This window comes from Alicyclobacillus shizuokensis NBRC 103103, from assembly GCF_001552255.1.
GTDB lineage: Bacteria > Bacillota > Bacilli > Alicyclobacillales > Alicyclobacillaceae > Alicyclobacillus_G > Alicyclobacillus_G shizuokensis.
The window spans coordinates 1-16,494 of the sequence record NZ_BCQV01000055.1 but is presented as its reverse complement, the minus strand read 5'-3'; the positions used below and the strand labels follow the sequence as shown (position 1 = coordinate 16,494).

The 16,494-nt window shown below is 60.0% G+C and carries 15 protein-coding genes; 3 read left to right on the top strand and 12 right to left on the bottom strand.

Annotated elements, in window-relative coordinates; genetic code table 11:
* Positions 1 to 307: 307 nt before the first annotated feature.
* From ASH01S_RS15870 to ASH01S_RS15830, 9 genes are all read right to left on the bottom strand, one after another.
* Positions 308 to 1,516: a threonine synthase gene (locus ASH01S_RS15870; RefSeq protein WP_067929423.1), complete on the bottom strand. Its 1,209-nt coding sequence runs from the start codon at positions 1,514 to 1,516 to the stop codon at positions 308 to 310.
* A 153-nt stretch (positions 1,517 to 1,669) separates the two neighbouring features.
* Positions 1,670 to 2,170 (bottom strand): 3-phenylpropionate/cinnamic acid dioxygenase subunit beta, encoded by a 501-nt coding sequence (locus tag ASH01S_RS15865; protein WP_067929422.1) that lies wholly within the window; start codon positions 2,168 to 2,170, stop codon positions 1,670 to 1,672.
* A complete protein-coding gene (locus ASH01S_RS15860) occupies positions 2,167 to 3,510 on the bottom strand; it encodes an aromatic ring-hydroxylating oxygenase subunit alpha (RefSeq protein WP_067929421.1) in 1,344 nt (447 codons plus the stop codon). Before ASH01S_RS15860 ends, ASH01S_RS15865 begins: the two co-directional genes overlap by 4 nt.
* Positions 3,511 to 3,747: 237 nt before the next feature.
* Complete coding sequence (locus ASH01S_RS15855; RefSeq protein WP_169794262.1) at positions 3,748 to 5,037, bottom strand: MFS transporter; 1,290 nt, start codon at positions 5,035 to 5,037, stop codon at positions 3,748 to 3,750.
* Between the two features lie 221 nt (positions 5,038 to 5,258).
* Complete coding sequence (locus ASH01S_RS15850; protein ID WP_067929419.1) at positions 5,259 to 5,891, bottom strand: 4-carboxy-4-hydroxy-2-oxoadipate aldolase/oxaloacetate decarboxylase; 633 nt, start codon at positions 5,889 to 5,891, stop codon at positions 5,259 to 5,261.
* Positions 5,892 to 5,906: 15 nt separating this feature from the next.
* On the bottom strand, positions 5,907 to 6,557 hold the full coding sequence (locus ASH01S_RS15845) for an RraA family protein (protein ID WP_067929418.1): 651 nt from the start codon (positions 6,555 to 6,557) through the stop codon (positions 5,907 to 5,909).
* A 94-nt stretch (positions 6,558 to 6,651) separates the two neighbouring features.
* The gene (locus ASH01S_RS15840) at positions 6,652 to 7,311 is read right to left on the bottom strand and encodes an RraA family protein (RefSeq protein ID WP_067929417.1); all 660 of its coding nucleotides are present in this window, start codon (positions 7,309 to 7,311) and stop codon (positions 6,652 to 6,654) included.
* 179 nt (positions 7,312 to 7,490) lie between these two features.
* Positions 7,491 to 8,471: a DODA-type extradiol aromatic ring-opening family dioxygenase gene (locus tag ASH01S_RS15835; protein WP_067929416.1), complete on the bottom strand. Its 981-nt coding sequence runs from the start codon at positions 8,469 to 8,471 to the stop codon at positions 7,491 to 7,493.
* Between the two features lie 41 nt (positions 8,472 to 8,512).
* Positions 8,513 to 9,532: an amidohydrolase family protein gene (locus ASH01S_RS15830; RefSeq protein ID WP_157067184.1), complete on the bottom strand. Its 1,020-nt coding sequence runs from the start codon at positions 9,530 to 9,532 to the stop codon at positions 8,513 to 8,515.
* 433 nt (positions 9,533 to 9,965) lie between these two features.
* Here ASH01S_RS15830 and ASH01S_RS15825 point away from each other — a divergent pair, with 433 nt between their 5' ends.
* A complete protein-coding gene (locus tag ASH01S_RS15825) occupies positions 9,966 to 10,529 on the top strand; it encodes a MarR family winged helix-turn-helix transcriptional regulator (protein ID WP_245629119.1) in 564 nt (187 codons plus the stop codon).
* A 193-nt stretch (positions 10,530 to 10,722) separates the two neighbouring features.
* On the opposite strand, the gene nadA is transcribed toward ASH01S_RS15825, so the two are convergent.
* From nadA to ASH01S_RS15810, 3 genes are all read right to left on the bottom strand, one after another.
* Entirely contained in the window at positions 10,723 to 11,679 is a 957-nt protein-coding gene (gene nadA, locus ASH01S_RS15820; RefSeq protein WP_067929413.1) for a quinolinate synthase NadA, read from the bottom strand.
* Between the two features lie 172 nt (positions 11,680 to 11,851).
* Positions 11,852 to 12,532 carry a macro domain-containing protein gene (locus tag ASH01S_RS15815; RefSeq protein ID WP_067929412.1) on the bottom strand — a complete coding sequence of 227 codons (681 nt, stop codon included), beginning with the start codon at positions 12,530 to 12,532 and terminating at the stop codon, positions 11,852 to 11,854.
* A gap of 362 nt (positions 12,533 to 12,894) precedes the next feature.
* Positions 12,895 to 13,881: a Gfo/Idh/MocA family protein gene (locus ASH01S_RS15810; RefSeq protein WP_067929411.1), complete on the bottom strand. Its 987-nt coding sequence runs from the start codon at positions 13,879 to 13,881 to the stop codon at positions 12,895 to 12,897.
* 167 nt (positions 13,882 to 14,048) lie between these two features.
* Here ASH01S_RS15810 and gluQRS point away from each other — a divergent pair, with 167 nt between their 5' ends.
* Both gluQRS and ASH01S_RS15800 read left to right on the top strand, forming a co-directional pair.
* Positions 14,049 to 15,059 (top strand): tRNA glutamyl-Q(34) synthetase GluQRS, encoded by a 1,011-nt coding sequence (gene gluQRS, locus ASH01S_RS15805; RefSeq protein WP_067929410.1) that lies wholly within the window; start codon positions 14,049 to 14,051, stop codon positions 15,057 to 15,059.
* A 156-nt stretch (positions 15,060 to 15,215) separates the two neighbouring features.
* A complete protein-coding gene (locus ASH01S_RS15800; protein WP_157067183.1) occupies positions 15,216 to 16,226 on the top strand; it encodes a helix-turn-helix transcriptional regulator in 1,011 nt (336 codons plus the stop codon).
* Positions 16,227 to 16,494: the final 268 nt, after the last annotated feature.

The following is a 16,494-nucleotide window of genomic DNA, read 5'->3' as shown; positions in this document are numbered from 1 at the left end:
TTTGGCTTAAAATTCCTGTTCGTGGCACAGGTGGACCAACGTCAGTCCCTGGACGAGCGACCCATCGGCCGGTCCTACCATTCGAAACACTCAATCTGGCTGGATTACCCGAATTCTAATCATTAGTTTTCCAAGATGTCAAGTATGAATTTTGTGTTCGGGACATGGGCGAAGAGATGACCACAGAGACAGGGCACAAAGCGCCGCAACACCTCAACAAAAAGCGGCCCACGCCATGCGGGCCGCTGGTCCACCGGATGAATCCGCGTCGTCAAGCCACTTCAGATTCAGGTTGGCATCCTTTTCATCAAGACAAATCATCCTCCGGCCGCAGCGTGGGCACGTCCACCGATACCGTGTTCGGGTATTTGATGCCCGCACCCGTGTTCAACAAAACGACCGACTCCCCGTCGCGGATCCAGCCCGATTCGCGCAGTTTGCGCGCAGCCGCGAGCGTGGCGGCTCCCTCGGGACAGATAAACGCGCCTTCCTGTCGCGCCAGGTCCGCCTGTGCCCGCAACGTCTCCTCGTCGTCAATCGCGATGGCGCACCCTTCCGTCTGATACACAGCTTCCAGGACGAGAAAATCGCCCAAAGCCTTTGGCACTGTGATGCCAAAGGCCACAGTGGATGCATTCTCCCAAAATTCACTCTCTGTTTTGCCCTGCTCCCACGCCCGCACCAACGGCGCGCATCCGCTGGCTTGCACACAGACCAAGCGCGGCACCTTCTCGCCAATCCAGCCAAGGGCCTGCAACTCCCGCAGCGCCTTGTAGATGCCGATGATGCCGACCCCGCCGCCAGTCGGATAGAGGATGACGTCCGGCACCTTCCAGCCGAATTGCTCCAAAATCTCAAGCCCCATCGTCTTTTTCCCCTCCAGACGATACGGCTCTTTCAGCGTGGAAGCGTCAAACCAACCGTGCTCGGCAACCGCCCGCCGAACGATGGCCCCGGCGTCGCTGATCAACCCGTCGACAAGATACAAATCAGCCCCGGCGATGGCGCACTCGTTGCGGGTAATCGCCGGCGCATCCTCCGGCATAACAATGACGGCTCGGATGCCTGCCCGGGCCGCATAGGTGGCCCACGCCGCGCCCGCATTGCCGTTGGTGGGCATTGCCACCACTTGGATGCCCAGTTCTTTGGCCCGCGAGACGCCGACGGCCGCCCCCCGCGCCTTGAACGATCCGGTCGGGACCAGCCCCTCATCCTTCATGTACAGCCGCGGGACGCCTATCGACTCCCCGATGCGCGCGAGCGGCACAAGCGGGGTCATCCCTTCTCCGAGCGACACCACGTTCTGTTCCTCCTGCACCGGCAGCAGCTCATGGTAACGCCACAGCGTATTCGGGCGGCCCGCCAAGTCATCCTTTGACCATTCGCGGCGCATGGCCTCGAGGTCGTATCTCGCCAATAGCGGCGATCCGCACGCGCACACCTGTTGAGGCACATCCGCCTGATACGTCGCACGGCACTTGGGACACTCCAGATGGGAAAGGTAACTGTACCGCATTGAGTCTCACTCCTTCATCGCGGCGCCGCAAGCGGCAAACGTGGGCCATCAACCGCCAATCCTCGTCTTGTGGGACGCTGCCGGTCCTTCAATCTGCGCCGCCAGTCCTGGGCATGGCCTTGACCTTACCCATGATACAGTCCCCCCTCAAATTCACAGGAACATGCTCAGGTTCTTGACATCCAGCACAGTTTCGTCGCAGATGATTGTTCTCTCGGCGATGCGCCATTCGTCCCCCACGAGCCGCACCACATCGCGCCGTTCACCGGTCAACTGCTCCATCGCGTGTTCGGAGGCCCGGCTCCGGCAGAAATGAAAGTAGCTGAGCACGTTGTATTCCTCGGACTGTTCGGCAGGCTGGACGCGCAAGTTGCTGATGAAATGGCGCTGTCTCGGCGGCGGGTCCTCCACCCAAGCCGTCTTCGTGTACAGCCGCTCGACACGGGCGGCGAGAGAGGATTTGGTCTCGTCAAAGTAGGTCATCCCTGCCTCCAGACCATCTCCGTCCTTGCGCTCCGTGGTGATGCGCACAGGCATCCGATACCTGATGTCATCCGTCAGTAGGTCGAGCCACTCCCGATACCTGCGATGGTCGAGCAAATGCGCCTCTAGATAAAGGAGTTCGGCAATTCCATGGTAGACTTCCCAGTTCACTGCTCTCCCTCCTTGATGCCTGCAGAGATGTAATCCAGCCAGACTTGCTGTATACTGCGCGACGTATTGTCATTGAACCCAATGTAGGCTGTACCGGGACCAGGGAAATCTTCGTTCGGCTCCAACCTCGCAAACCCCATCAGGTAATTGTACACATTGTTGTAACTCAGGTCCTTGTTCCTAGCCATCCATCCCCGGCTTGCCTGTATCACACGGGCCCAGTTCTCCGTGTCGTCCTGTTCCAACGTACCGGAGGGACCAAAGGAACTAATGTAGGCCTGATAGGATGCCCGCTTGTATGCATCGGGTGCTTCGCGATCGACCATGAACCAACTCCAGATTTCCACCTTTTCTGGACCAAGCGGCCGCCATACCCGAAAGTTGAGGAAGTTGTGGAAGTCGCCGTGGAACCCGTGCGGCGCGCTGTTGAAGGACAGTGTCGGATAAATGCCCCCTGTGAAAATGGAGGAGCGCGCCAGCAAATCCAGTTGAACGGGGTTCAACTGCTGCTGGAACAGCGGCCATAGCGACTCTGGCATCCCCTGGTACGGGCGTTCAGGAACGTCGCGGTAAACACCCAGATTCATTGCATGTCCGTGATCAAGTACGACGTGGTAGCCGGTTCTCGGCGGAAGGTCCGCTGCACGCGGACTAATGTCGACCTCCACCGTGGACGAATGAGTCGTCACCACATGATACGGGTCGCCGGCGAAGTTCTCGTAGGTGACCTTCCAGTTGGCATCAACCACCCATCGCTGCGGGGCGCCGACCACCTCCACGCCATTCGGAGTTCGGCCCACGAGCATCTGCAGATACCACTTCATATCGCCCAGATACTCCGAGAGGGGTTCCGCGTTCGGGTCGAGATTGCCAAAGATCATGCCCAGATACGACTCCACCCGAGGAATTTTGCGAAGTCCCCACTCCTCGCGCTTTAACTCTTCTCCGTATACCTTGTTTCCCAAAGTGACCCCAATGAGTGTCCCGTCGAGCTGAAACGTCCAGCCGTGATAGGGACAGGTGAATGTCTGCCGGTTCCCGCAGTCTGCCGTGCATAGTTGGGCGCCGCGGTGTGTGCATGAATTGACATAGGCAGAAATGTCACCGGTTTGTGTCCGCACTAACAAAACCGGATCGTTCACCATCCACCGTGTCACGTAGTCGCCAGGTTCACGAAGCTCTGACTCATGTCCAAGAAACTGCCAGGTTTTTGAGAAGATCTGCTCCAATTCCAGTTCATACACATCGGGATCCGTTATCACCCACTGCGGAAACAGGCCGCGTGACATCTTTTCACGAAGCTGCTCCAGATGCTCTCTGCGAATCCGATTGCGATTCATGCCAAATCTCCCTCCATTGTACAACATGCCCGCGTGTACAGGCAGTAGGGCCCGAAATACTTAACCGGTTTACTATATCTCATCGAGAACGGGGCACAACCCACACCGGATCGGAAACGGTGTAAGCCAAGCGGGCCGGACCCGGTTTCGGCAGGAAGACGGTGAAGGCATCCGTTGTGAGCCACAGTTGAGGTGTGGACAACGGAGCAACCTCCACCGCTCGACAGGCAAAGGAAATCAGTTGGTGATTTCCTCAAGTTCCTTGTTGGGTAAAATCAACCGGCCGAAAAGGAAGACAATGGCACCAATGACGATTAGGATCGCACACAACACCGGCACCAGGGCTGGGTGCCCGCTCGACATGACCGCCGTGAACACGGTCGGGGCGGGCACCGCCGAAAGCGAATACACCCCCCACGCAAAGGTCGATCCGGTACCGCGCACCCGGGTCGGAAAGGATTCCGCGACGTACCGCCCATAACTGCCCACGGCTCCCCCAGCGAACAATCCAACCAATCCAGACAGTGTCCAGATAAACGCGGCACTGCCGTGCCAATGGAACAAGAAGAGGGCTACACCCCCGCAAAACTGGAAAAATACCATCACGTGCCGGCTTGGAATACGATCCGCAATCCATCCACAGATAACCTGACCTATCAACGCGCCAATTCCCTCAAACGCAATGCTGTGCACCGCGTCTGGAGTATTCAGGTGATCGAACACGACAAAGTATTCGACACCCAAAACAAGGATGAATGAGTTTGCAAAATTCAGAAAAAATCCAGCCAAGGATACAACCACCGTTTGCCTGCGCAGTTCAGGTGTAAACAGATGCCGCCAGGACGGGCGTTCCAGGTCTAGGTCATCGGAGGTGCGAGTTTCCAAGGCAGCCTTGCGTTTTTGCTGCAGCTCCGAGAAACGAAACGTCTCCCGAACCAGAAACTGAATCAAGATGGCCACCACGATAGGGGCGAATCCAAGCAGAAACAGTAGGCGCCAGTTTCCCATGTCCAGAATTGGCGCGCTGACAAAGCTGACCAGTACCGCCGCCATCGAGAATCCAGAAACAATGATGCCCATCAGCAAGCCGCGCACCTTGGCCGGCGCCTCCTCGCCAAGCAGGCACTCAGCCGCAGTCGGTACGGCCACCGCGGCCCCGCCGAGGAAGTTAAAAATCCCGAATTGCACGGTGCCTGTGACGAAGGCAGTCAACCCGCTGAACAGACCACTGACCAAGAGCAAAATCTGCAGCCCTCGTTTTCTGCCGAGCCGGTCGATGATGGGGCCAATCAAAAATTGGGCCAGACAGGTCATCAGGGTGTTCCCGCTGGTGATAAGCCCCATGTTGTTCAAACTGATATGCAGCTGAGTTTGAACCACGTTAAACGACACGTTGCGAGATACTTGATCGAAGCCGGCGGTCAACACGGAAAGGGTACCCAGGACCGTCAGCAGCACAACATAGCCGGTGACGTTTTTCTGTACCCCCGCAAACGGCTTCGAATCTCCTCCGACAACGACAGACACACGGATCACTCACTTTCTTTCCAAATTTTTTTGGAAAATTTGGTTCAAGACGTCCATTTTTGCGACGGTTCTCGCATGTCCATAGTGTTTAAGGCAAGCTCTGAATTGCACTTTGGTGCAGCGAACTCGCATCTGAGCATCGGTCCCACAGGCTCGAATGCCCTGATGATAGCGCTTACTTACAACGCGCTGTACTCTCATCCCCATCCCCGTCTTCTGCGTCACTCGGGAGGAGCCGCCGGGAAATGATAGATATCCAAGGTACTTGCGCCACGCCTCAACAAGACTCGGACCTCCTCTTCATGTCGTTCCCTCTGCTGCGCCCGCACCAAGGTGGCCTCCACATCCGCTTGTGGGACGACGACGACCCCATCCGCATCGCCAACCACCAAATCACCATCCTGGACGACCGCATCGTCAATGCGAATTGGCAGACGGATGGAACCTGCCCCTGAAGGGTCCTTACGAGTCCCGCGAATGCAAAGCCCGCGGGCAAAGATGGGGAAACCGAGCTCACGCAGAACTTTCCCATCCCGTACACAACCGTCGATTACTAGACCGCCGAGACCCCTTGCCAGTGCGGCGGTGGTCATCACGTCTCCCCAGTATCCGTACTCGTATGCTCCGCCCGTGTGGACAACCAGGATGTCCCCTGGCTGCGCCGCGTAGATGGCCCTGTGCAGCCAAAGGTTGTCACCTGGCGGTGACGACACGGGTACGGCGCGCCCGCATACCTTCCAGTCGGGCTCCAATGGTTTGATGGCGGACGGCAGGGCACCACGCTGTCCCGCCGCCTCATGCAAAGTGGCAGAAGAATACCCTTGGGCCTTTGGAACCCATGTTTCCACTGGCATCTGGGCGACCACCCCTCATCGGCTCTGCAGCTTGTGATAGTTAAACTCTCTGCGGCTGTCGTCCAATCGCCGGCCAGACCGAACGGCCCGGCGGATGTGCTCTTCCGCCTCGTCGATGGACGTGGCGATGTGAAAGATGGCCTCCTCCTGCTCTGCCGGGATCACGACGACGCCATCGGCGTCTCCGAGCAGGATGTCCCCCGGACGGACGCGCACGCCACCCACACTGACGGGCACATTCATCGCATCGACTTGGACGCGGTCCTTCCCTGTCCGCATGTATGTGCCGCGACTGAACACCGGATAGTTCAGTTCAAAGCTGCGTGCCGAATCCCGGCAGACCCCGTCAATGACCGTGCCACTGAGTTTCCGCTGGCTTGCCACGATGGTCAGGATATCACCCCACACTGTGCAATCCATGCGCCCGCGATTGTCCAACACCACAACGCTTCCCGCTGCCACATCATCGATGTAATCGCCTACGGTACCCTGCTCGGAGCCTATGGGCCCGTATTGAATCGTGAACGCACGCCCCAACATCCGAAAATCCGGGCGAAGAGGACGAATGCCCAGACACGTCCCCTCCAGACCAAGCTTATCCAGAGCGTCCGAGATGGTAGGGGTCGAAAACCTGGAAAACCTTGATACAGTTTCATCCACAAACATCAGCCAACCTCTCTCCTCGCCCTTTCGAACATCAACGCAGCAGCGCAAGGACCGACCGCACAACCAGACCGGTACGTTTGCCACTCACCCAATTTCACTCGCCGGACTCCTCCAACATGGTCTCGTAGTTCCGGCCCATCACATCGACGGATGGCTCGCCAGCACGCAGACGCTCGGCCATGGCAGACTCCTGTCGTACAATCTGTTCCGCTGCTTGGATGACCTCCTCCACGTGGGATCTTGGGATGAATACGACACCCGAACTGTCGGCGACAACATAATCCCCTGGTGCCACCTTTACACCCGCAACGACCACTGGATCGTTCCATCCGTATTCGATGACTCGGCCCCTGGCGGTACACGGTACAACCCCTTTCGCATAGACTGGAAAACCCATGTCCTCAATTTCGTCCACATCACGGCACGCACCGTCCACAATGACGCCGCGAACACCTCGTTGCATGGCAGCAATGCTGAGGTTACCGCCCCAACCAGCCGCATCCAAACGCCCTTGATGCGCGACCACGATGACACTCTGATCCGTGGCCGCATCGATGGCTCGTGTGCCAAGATGTGCTGTAGCGACTCGACCGCCAGCTGGCCCCAAGGTGACCGTCGACACTTTCCCACACACCCGTTGGCGGACGGTGACGCGGTGAATTCCCGGTGCATACCCGCCCAAGTGCAATGCGTCGAGCGCGTCGGACACTGCACACGAGTCGAGAACGGCCAACCGGTTCAGCCAATCTTCCACAAAATCACCTCCGTCGTGCGACTGGTGGCTCTGTTATCTCTAGAGTGAGCTTTAGCAAACCACACGCAGGGCTTCACCGCACCCATGGGCCCGACCCTCTCCCGAGCAGCCGCATCCCGTGTGGACACATGTGCGATCCCGATGTGCAGCCAGCCACAGGGCCGTCCGGTGCAGATCAGCTACTTCCATACCGCAAATCCCATTCCACACCCGGTCCCTGCCGGGGTTCGATAGGCTGGGATGTAGTCGACGACATCCATCTGTAAATGCTCAAGCGCGCCTGCCGCAGTGATCCAGTTCTTGATTTCCGAGGTGCCGGAGGTCATGTGCGATTCAGGCAACGAAGTCAAGGCTGCGACATCTTTGTGCAGCATCGCTTCGAGAGCCTTGCGATCAAGGTCCTCATCGACCACGAAGTGGCTCAACCCTCCGGACGCAACTATCGCCACGCGGGCGTCAGGTGGATACGATTCCAAAGCGCGGCGCAGCGCCTGGCCGAACCGATAGCATCGAGCGCAGGTAGGCTGATTGGGAGGAAAATACGTATTGATGGTAATCGGCACCATCGGTACGTTCAGATCGTCCTTCATCAGGCGATGCTTGGTGAAGATGAACGAGTGACCAATGCCCCTGCCCTCCGCTTGTTTAGTGAGCTGCGTGACGTCAAACCCGTCCACCATCATTTGCTCCACAATGTGCCGACCGAGCCGCGAATCCGTCGGATAGAACTCAACCTGTTCACCATAGTTCGCCCAACGAGCAGGCTCGAGCGACTCATGTGGAAGCTTTGCAGGAATACACTGAACGTGGTCTCCCCAGAAGACTGAAAACGTCGGCATACCGTCGTCCAGGAATAGTTCCCGCTGGTCGTCTCCAATCACCACCAGAATGTCCGGTGCAGCCGCCATCAATTGCGTTCGCACCTCTTCCATCCGCCGCTCCCACTGGCGGTACTTCTCCTGCCAGCGCTCCTCACTAACCTCCCTCCCCAGGTTTTCTCCACGCCGCAGTTCGTACAGTTCATCGTAGCGATACACACCACCCCGATAGTGAAGCTTTTGATTGACGTGATCACGGTCGACATGCAGGTTCCACTGCTCAACCGGTGTGCTCAGTTGCGGGCTGTGCGACGTAGCCACCCCGAATACGATTTTCGCCATGCCTCTGACCCCGTTTCTCTCCCGGTTTACAAGCGCTTTCTTCAAACCAAACGGAACAGCCGTTCAGCATTCTCGTGAAAAATCTTATGCTTATCTTCCTCGGACAGCCATTCGATGCGCTCGATGAGCGGACGAGTATTATCCATATAGTCGCCGGTGTTTGGGTTGATCACCGAGGCGGTGCCTGGATTCTCCGTGCCGAACAGACAGCGGTCAACGCCGACCGTCTTGAACAACAATTCCAAGGAATCCTTCGTATACAGGCAGGTGTCAAAGTACAGCCGACGGATGCTTGTTTCGAATGGCTCGGCCTTCGGGTTCCGGTAGCGACCCGCCATGAAACGACCGATTTGGTACGGAACGGCGCCCCCCGCGTGGGAAATGATGATCTTCAGAGTGGGGAAGTCCTTAAACACGTTTGAATTCAGTAACGACAGAACCGCAATCGTCTCTTCATTGATGAAATGCAGGCTGTAGCTCTCGCGGGGCGAGACACAACTGGCCGAGTGGATGAGTGCAGGCACATCCAATTCCACTAGCTTTTCGTACAGCGGATACCAGTACTCGTCGCCAAGTCCTGGTGGAGTGCCGGCCCCCTCGTACGGGTCAGGGTTGATCATGCAGCCGATGAATCCGAGCTCCCGCACACACCGTTCCAGTTCCTCCAAGGTGTTCCTCGGACTGACGCCTGCACACTGTGGCAGGCCGGCGATGCCGCGGAACCGCCCAGGAAACAAGTTGCACAAGCGAGCGATGATATCGTTCGCCGCCTCCGTATACCAGTGGACGATGCGTTCCGGCTGCACGGAATGCATGGCATGAAAGGGCCGCGGCGAAATGAACTGAACGTCGGTGCCCACTTCATCCAGCAACTGGACGTGCGTCGCAGGCTCTCCCATTCGGCTTCCCCACACGGCATTTACTAGACGTTCGTCAGAAATGTGCAGTGCACCCCTTCCGTGTGCCCCACGGCTCGCCAACAGGGAAGCCTGATATGCGTATAACTCTGGCGGAGCCACGACATGACCATGAACGTCGATAACCAATGTACTCACCCCCATTTATTCACCGGAATCTAATAAACCGGTTTATTATTTACTAGTTTACAGTATCAAAAATTCTGTTTGGCGTCAATATACTGCCACCATATCTTCGGCAGGTAGCTTGAGGAAGAGAAGGATCGGCCTGTCGGATGGCGAATATCTCCAGCTGTGGCGATGTTCATTACTTCATGATTGAGTGGCCATTGCCAGGAGGGAGCCCCACCCAAATCGCGAATGATACTTTGTTAGCAAGCGAGATAGGAATCGAGTGAGCCAATGGTTGCGAGTTAGAGTCACGGGCAATTGAGGCTTTCTGGCGGTTCTTCCAGCCGATTGCGGCACGAACAGTTGCCCCGACGAAGGTGAGCGATGGCCGTACCTTCCGTCCGGTCGAGGCCTGAGCGAGCTCCGATGAAAGAGTGAAGGATGGAGGCGTGAATGGGTGACCCAAATGGACCGTGCAGGTAAATCTGAGCAGGGCCAACTGTACACAGAACGCGCGAACAAGCTGCAAGCCAAGATTCATGGAATTGTGGAAAGTTACGGTGTCGCAAGACCAGAGCTGCACAAACCATCCACGGAAATATCGATTTTGATTGCGCGTGTGTACAACCTTGTTAAGACGCTATTCAATGGGTACACGACAGAACGTGGGTTGACACATGCGAAATTCACAACGCTGCTGTTGCTCTTTCGCACCCCGGGCAACAAACTTCGAATGTATGAGATCAGTGCTGAGAACCACGTGACGCGCACCAATATCACCAAACTGGTGGACGGTTTGGAGAATGAAGGGTTCGTGGCCAGGCTCAAGGACCCCACCGACCGGCGCAGTGCACTGATTCACCTGACCCACAAAGGAAAGGAGTTTGTGCAAACACATCTGCACGAATACTTGGAACTGCAGCGGTGGATGTTTAATGAACTGACTCCCAGCGAACAGGAGACGTTGATCGCTATTCTGTACAAACTCCTAATCAGCCTGTCCAATAAAGCGGAGGAAACCCGCGAGTGAGGTCCGCCCCGCAACCAGTCGCCGAGCGCATGAACACACGCACTGGTATATGGGGTTGTACTGCTAAAGTCGTTGCGAGGACCATGTCGATGCGCGACGACAGCCAAGGTGGTATACCCCGTCAGATAACGCCGTGTGCACTGAATCACAAACGCCCCAGCCACAGCGACTGGGGCGTGCAAACACTCCCGCCCTACCCTATCGCAACCATCCGCTCAATCGCCACACGCGCCTGGCGGGCGACGCCTTCCGGCACCGAGATGACGTGGCGCGTGTGGCGCAGGGCATCGCGCACCTTTTCCAGGGTGATCATCTTCATGAACGGGCAGACGGCATCCGGGTTGGCAGGGAGGAACCGCTTGCCCGGGCTTTGTTTTTGCATCTGGTGCAGGATGCCGGTCTCTGTGGCGACGATGAACTCCTCCGCGTCCGACGCCAAACTGTGCTTGAGCATGCCGCCGGTGGAGAGAATGTGCGTCCGATCGCGCGGCAGCGTGCCCTCCGCGGCCAGGTACATGTTCGACGTGGAGCACCCGCACTCCGGGTGCACCAGCAGCTCAGCGCGCGGATGATTCTGCAGGACGGTGCGCACCTGGGTCGGCCGGATGCCGGCGTGCACGTGACACTCGCCCATCCAGATGTGCATGTTGTCGCGCCCGGTCACCTTCTGCACGTAAGACCCGAGAAACATGTCGGGCAGAAACAAAATCTCCCGGTCGCGCGGAATGGATTCCACCACCTGCACGGCATTGGACGACGTGCAGCAGTAGTCGGAGAGGGCCTTGACCTCGGCCGTGGTGTTCACGTAGGCGACGACCACCGCGTCCGGGTACTGGGCCTTCCATTGCCGCAGCTCATCGGCGGTGATGCTGTCCGCCAGCGAACACCCTGCCTGCAGGTCGGGCAAGAGCACGGTCTTGTCCGGATTGAGCACGGCCGCGGTCTCGGCCATGAAATGCACCCCGCAGAACACGATGACGTCCGCATCCGTGTTCGCCGCGGCGCGCGCCAAGGCCAGGGAGTCCCCGAGCACGTCGGCGACGTCCTGCACCTCGGGGCGCTGGTAGTTGTGCGCCAGGATGAGCGCGTTCTTCTCGCGCTTCAGGGCCTCTATCTCCTCCACCAACCCGGCCTCAACAGAAGCCAGCATCGGCAATCACCTCGTCTTCGTTTGTCGATCCGCCCGCATCAAGCGGGCAAGCGCCTGCCCAAACTAACTGTATATACAGTTGAATTTACATGATGGCCCGTGAAAAAGCCAGCCCCCGCGAGGCTGGCTCCTCACTTTTCCAGGTGTTTCGCCCCGGTGGCCGTCTATCCCGTCAGCCGCCTGCCTTGCCCGGCTCCTGCTCCGACAACGGGCCCGCGATGTCATCCAGCGCCTGCTCGTACACCTGCAGGTCCGCGTCTGAGAACAGCACGACCCGAATCTCGCGAATAGATCCGGGCGGTGGCGGAGGGGTGGACAGGCGGACACCCGGGACGGCCGGATCGACCAAGGGGAGAGGCGCCTGGGACGCCAAGTCGTCTCCGTTCAGAAAGGCAAGCATCGCTCGCAGCGCCAGCGGAGCCGCACGGCGGATGGGGAATCCGAACGCCCCGGTGCTGATGGAAGGAAACGCGATGGAGGCGATGGGCGGCTGCCTGACCGCGATGGCCAGGCGCAGGGCGTTCCAGTAGGTCAGGGTCAGGGTTCGGTCCGGATCGTCATCCTCGGCATACACAGGCCCGGTGGTGTGGACGACATACTTGGCGGGCAATCGATACCCGTACGTCAACACGGGCTGTGCGGTGGCGGCCAAAGCCCCGTGCAGCACCTGCTCACGCACGCGCCGGCAGGCAATCAGCAATTCGGGCCCGGCGGCGCGGTGGATGGCGCCGTCCACACCCCCTCCACCGAGCAGCGTGCGATTGGCGGCGTTGACGATGGCGTCCACCGGTTCCTTCGTGATGTCCCCGCGCAGGAGAGAAATGGTGCAGCCCTGGTGGGCATACTGGAGCATAGATACGTCCCTCCTTGGGTGGCCATCCATGGCCCTCCGCGGACCGCGGATGGGTGGATGCCTTCAGCATACAAAATGTCGGCCGCGATGTGGGCAGCGGCAGAACGGCCGCCCGTGGCCAGCATTGACGTATACTCCTGCTGTGTTAAACTGAACATGGAAAGAGAGCCGAAGGCGGCTACCTTCGACTCTCGGGCACCACGCACAAGGTGTCCCTGCCCGCTAGATGAAGCGTGCAAGTAACCGCCCCTCAGGCGCGAACCTATAGGGGGCGGTTACTTGTCTTTCAAGGATAAGGGCAGACAAAGCCAGGGTGCCGATGGCCGCCCTGCCTCCCTCCTCAAGCCCATGTCCCCGGCCAATCACCGCCCGTGGGCGGTCGTATCGCGGCCCACAGCCTGGTAAATGGCGTCGAGAATCGCCATGTTGCGCAACGTTTGCTCGGGGGTTTGGCGCAGCGTCTCCTCGCCACGGATGCAGGCGCTGAAGTGTTCCACCTCAAGCCGGTACATGTCCACTTTCGGCACCCGTTCCACCCGCTCACCGTCCTGGTTGCGCCAGATGATGGACGGATCGCCTTTGTCCGGCCGGAACGGCCAGGTGACCACGAGGCTCCCTGCCTCCCCCGCCAGCTCCACACGCTGCCTGTCCGCCGCCGCAAACGAGGCGTCGAAGTGCGCCAACACGCCGCCGGGGAAGGCCAGGGCTGCCGTTACCGCCCGGTCCACGCCGCGCTTGTCCAGATCCCCGACCGCCTGCACCACCTCGGGCAACGCGTCGCCGGCGAACGACCGGATGACATGGACGCAGTAACAGCCGACGTCGTACAGCGCTCCGCCTCCCTCTGGGTACCAGCGGATGTCCTGCTCATTGCGCAGCCAGAACGAAAAACTGGCGTTGATGAGGCGCAGCTTGCCCAGCGCCCCCTGTTCCACCAGCTCGCGCACCCGGGCCCATTGCGGATGGAAGCCGTACATAAACGCTTCCATGAAGACCACGCCGTTGTCCCGGCAGACCTGCACCATGCGCTCCGCCTGCGCCCGGTTGAGGGCGGCCGGCTTCTCGCACAACACGTGCTTGCCCGCCTCGGCCGCACGCACCGTCCACTCCGCGTGCAGGTGGTTGGGCAACGGGATGTACACCGCGTCGATGTCCGCATCGGCCAACAGCTCTTCGTACGATCCGTACGCTCTCTCAATCCGGTTGCGCTCGGCGTAGGCCATCGCCGTCTCGGGGCGACGGCTGGCCACCGCTGTCAACTCCGCCCCCTCCGCCTGGTGCAGGGCTGGAATCAACGCCCCTTCGGCAATCTTGGCGGTGCCAAGAATGCCCCAACGAATCTTGCGCACTGGACGCTCCTCCTCCCGGCGAACCATGATCTACCTCTGTTTGCATCGTCTTGTACAGAATAAGCGTATTCATATTGCCCTATGTTCGTCAATAAGAAGGTGGCCCGCCATCCGGACGCAGCGCGCACGGACGCCGATGGTATCATAAAAAGCAGGTGAGGATGGGAATGAACGAGGGAACCAACGGACGGGAGACGCGTTCTTTGGTGCGCGGCCGGTTTGCGCCGACCCCCTCGGGCCGGCTTCACATCGGCAACGCGCTCGTGGCGCTCCTGGCGTGGCTGCAGGTGCGCCAGGCAGGTGGAGAGTTTGTCCTGCGCATCGAAGACATAGACCGCCCCCGATGCCGCGAGGAATACGTGGCCGATTTGCTCACCGACTTGCGCTGGCTGGGACTGGATTGGGATGAAGGGCCGGACGTGGGCGGGCCCTACGGCCCGTACCGACAACGGGACCGAAGCCAACATTATGAAGAAGCGTTGGCCCAGCTTGAGGCGGGCGGGTGGCTGTACCCGTGCTTTTGCAGCCGCACCGACTTGGCCCGCGCAGCCAGCGCCCCGCATGGCCTGGCCGCCGAGGGACCCGCATACCCGGGCACGTGCCGGCATCTGAGCGCAGCCGAGCGGATCGCCAAAGCACAGCAGAAGCGGCCGGCGCTGCGCTTTCATGTCCCGGATGATGCGGTCGAATTCCACGACGTCATCCTCGGCAAGCAGCGCTTTCAGGCGGGCGCCGGCGGCGACTTTATTGTGCGACGGGCGGACAGCTTCTTCGCGTACCAGTTGGCCGTGGTGGTGGACGACGCGGCCATGCGCATTACGGATGTGCTGCGCGGCGCCGATCTGCTCGATTCGACGCCACGGCAGGTGTGGTTGTACGAGGCGTTGGGCTGGCCAGTGCCCAGGTTCGCGCACGCCCCGCTGGTGACCGACGCCGCCGGTCGGCGCCTGTCCAAGCGGGAGAAGTCGCTACACCTCGCCGCCCTGCGCGAGGCGGGCGTGCCGCCCGAGCGTGTCGTCGGCCAACTGGCATACTGGGCGGGACTCATCGACCGGTTGGAGGACGTGCGGCCCGGAGAACTGATGGGCCACTTTTGCCCGCATCGCCTCCCGGCATCCGTCACGCCCGCCCCGGAGACGTGGCGCCTCGGTGCCTGGCCGTGGCAGGAGAGCGTGTGAACTGCGGTCAAAGGAGGCCGCAGAGCGACGGCCACCCAATCCGTGTGCCGGCGCGCCCGACTCCCTGGCTTGGCCGCCCGGCTATTGACGGTTGGCTGGGGCAAACCTATCATCTTGTATAGAATTGGCAGATTCTTGGATGATTGGGTGAACGCGATGCCCGATTCACAAAGCGTCCGCCTGGCCGGGCGGTTGTTTGACCTCGTCCACCTGATTTGGCAACACCCGAAAGAGTACACCGCCGCGCGGCTGGCCGATTACTTCCACACCTCCGTGCGCACCGTCCGCCGCGACATCCGCACCCTGGAGGACGTCGGCATCCGGGTGGAGTCGGAACCGGGGGGCGGCTACTTCATTATGCAGGACCTGCGGCGCATGCCCGCGCCGCTGAACGACGCCGAGAAGATGGTTCTGGAAATCATGCCCTCGCTGCTCGCCGGCGCGCTGGCCCACGGCCGCGTACACCCGCTGCTCTCCGCCTACCAACGGGCGATGGAAAAACTGCTGAACCACTCGTTCCCGCCTGCCCAACAGGCGGCGCTGGTCGCCGACGGCACCGCCCCGCCGCTGGCAGCCGGTATGAACGAGACGGCACAGTCTGTCCAGGACGGCGTGATTCTCGAGATCCTGCAGGCCATTCGGCGCAGCCATACCCTGCGCATGGTCTACCGCAAGATCACCTCTCCCGCCTCCGAAGTCCGCCTGGTAGATCCGTACGCCCTTGTCCCCGAGAAAAACTCGCTCTATATCGTGGGCTATTGCCACCTGCGCCGCGCCTTTCGCACCTTCAAGGTGGTGCGCATCGAAAGTGCGGAGTGTTTGCCCCAGCCGTTCACGCGCCAACGGGAGTTCTCCCTCTCCCAATTCCTCCGCTCCGCCTGGGGCATAGACCAGTCCGGCCCCGAGTCGGACATCCACCTCCTCTTCACCGCGGAGGCGGCGCGTTACGCGAAGGAAGAAATCAGCGGTGAGCGGCTCCTGTCGACAACTGAGTGGCCAGACGGGCGCTACGAAGTCTGGGTGCGCACCCACTGGAACCGTGAGTTTCAGCGCTTCTTGCTGCAATACGGGGCAGACGTGGAGGTCTTGGAGCCGGCGGCCCTGCGGGCAGACATGCGGAGAGAGATTGAGGCGATGAAAAAACGGTATCGAACGGACGTTCCGTGACGCGATATGACACCCCCGCGCGTTAGGCTTCGGGGCATAGAGAGAATCCGAGCGAGGCTGCCGTCCTCCACCGGGCGGCGCTTGGTTCCGGCCCGGCCGCAGGGCTGGCCTGGCACGGACGCCACCGCGCGGGCGGCGGCCAACGCGAGGCGCCCAAGGGGAAAGGGTAAGTGGCTCCCCGGTCGAACGATGGGTGTACCATCCGGTCGGGGGGCTGCGGGCGTATCCGCGTCTGTGCCGGTTGTATCGCGCGACATTCTCCCCCTCG

What these genes read in the sequence shown, in the direction of transcription:
- ASH01S_RS15850 (WP_067929419.1), bottom strand. Translation starts at nt 5,891, where the DNA reads ATGCCAGTGGAAACATGGGTTCCAAAGGCCCAAGGGTATTCTTCTGCC.
- ASH01S_RS15835 (WP_067929416.1), bottom strand. Translation starts at nt 8,471, where the DNA reads ATGGCGAAAATCGTATTCGGGGTGGCTACGTCGCACAGCCCGCAACTG.
- ASH01S_RS15860 (WP_067929421.1), bottom strand. Translation starts at nt 3,510, where the DNA reads ATGAATCGCAATCGGATTCGCAGAGAGCATCTGGAGCAGCTTCGTGAA.
- ASH01S_RS15825 (WP_245629119.1), top strand. Translation starts at nt 9,966, where the DNA reads ATGGACCGTGCAGGTAAATCTGAGCAGGGCCAACTGTACACAGAACGC.
- nadA (WP_067929413.1), bottom strand. Translation starts at nt 11,679, where the DNA reads ATGCTGGCTTCTGTTGAGGCCGGGTTGGTGGAGGAGATAGAGGCCCTG.
- ASH01S_RS15870 (WP_067929423.1), bottom strand. Translation starts at nt 1,516, where the DNA reads ATGCGGTACAGTTACCTTTCCCATCTGGAGTGTCCCAAGTGCCGTGCG.
- ASH01S_RS15845 (WP_067929418.1), bottom strand. Translation starts at nt 6,557, where the DNA reads ATGTTTGTGGATGAAACTGTATCAAGGTTTTCCAGGTTTTCGACCCCT.
- gluQRS (WP_067929410.1), top strand. Translation starts at nt 14,049, where the DNA reads ATGAACGAGGGAACCAACGGACGGGAGACGCGTTCTTTGGTGCGCGGC.
- ASH01S_RS15815 (WP_067929412.1), bottom strand. Translation starts at nt 12,532, where the DNA reads ATGCTCCAGTATGCCCACCAGGGCTGCACCATTTCTCTCCTGCGCGGG.
- ASH01S_RS15800 (WP_157067183.1), top strand. Translation starts at nt 15,216, where the DNA reads ATGCCCGATTCACAAAGCGTCCGCCTGGCCGGGCGGTTGTTTGACCTC.
- ASH01S_RS15830 (WP_157067184.1), bottom strand. Translation starts at nt 9,532, where the DNA reads ATGGGGGTGAGTACATTGGTTATCGACGTTCATGGTCATGTCGTGGCT.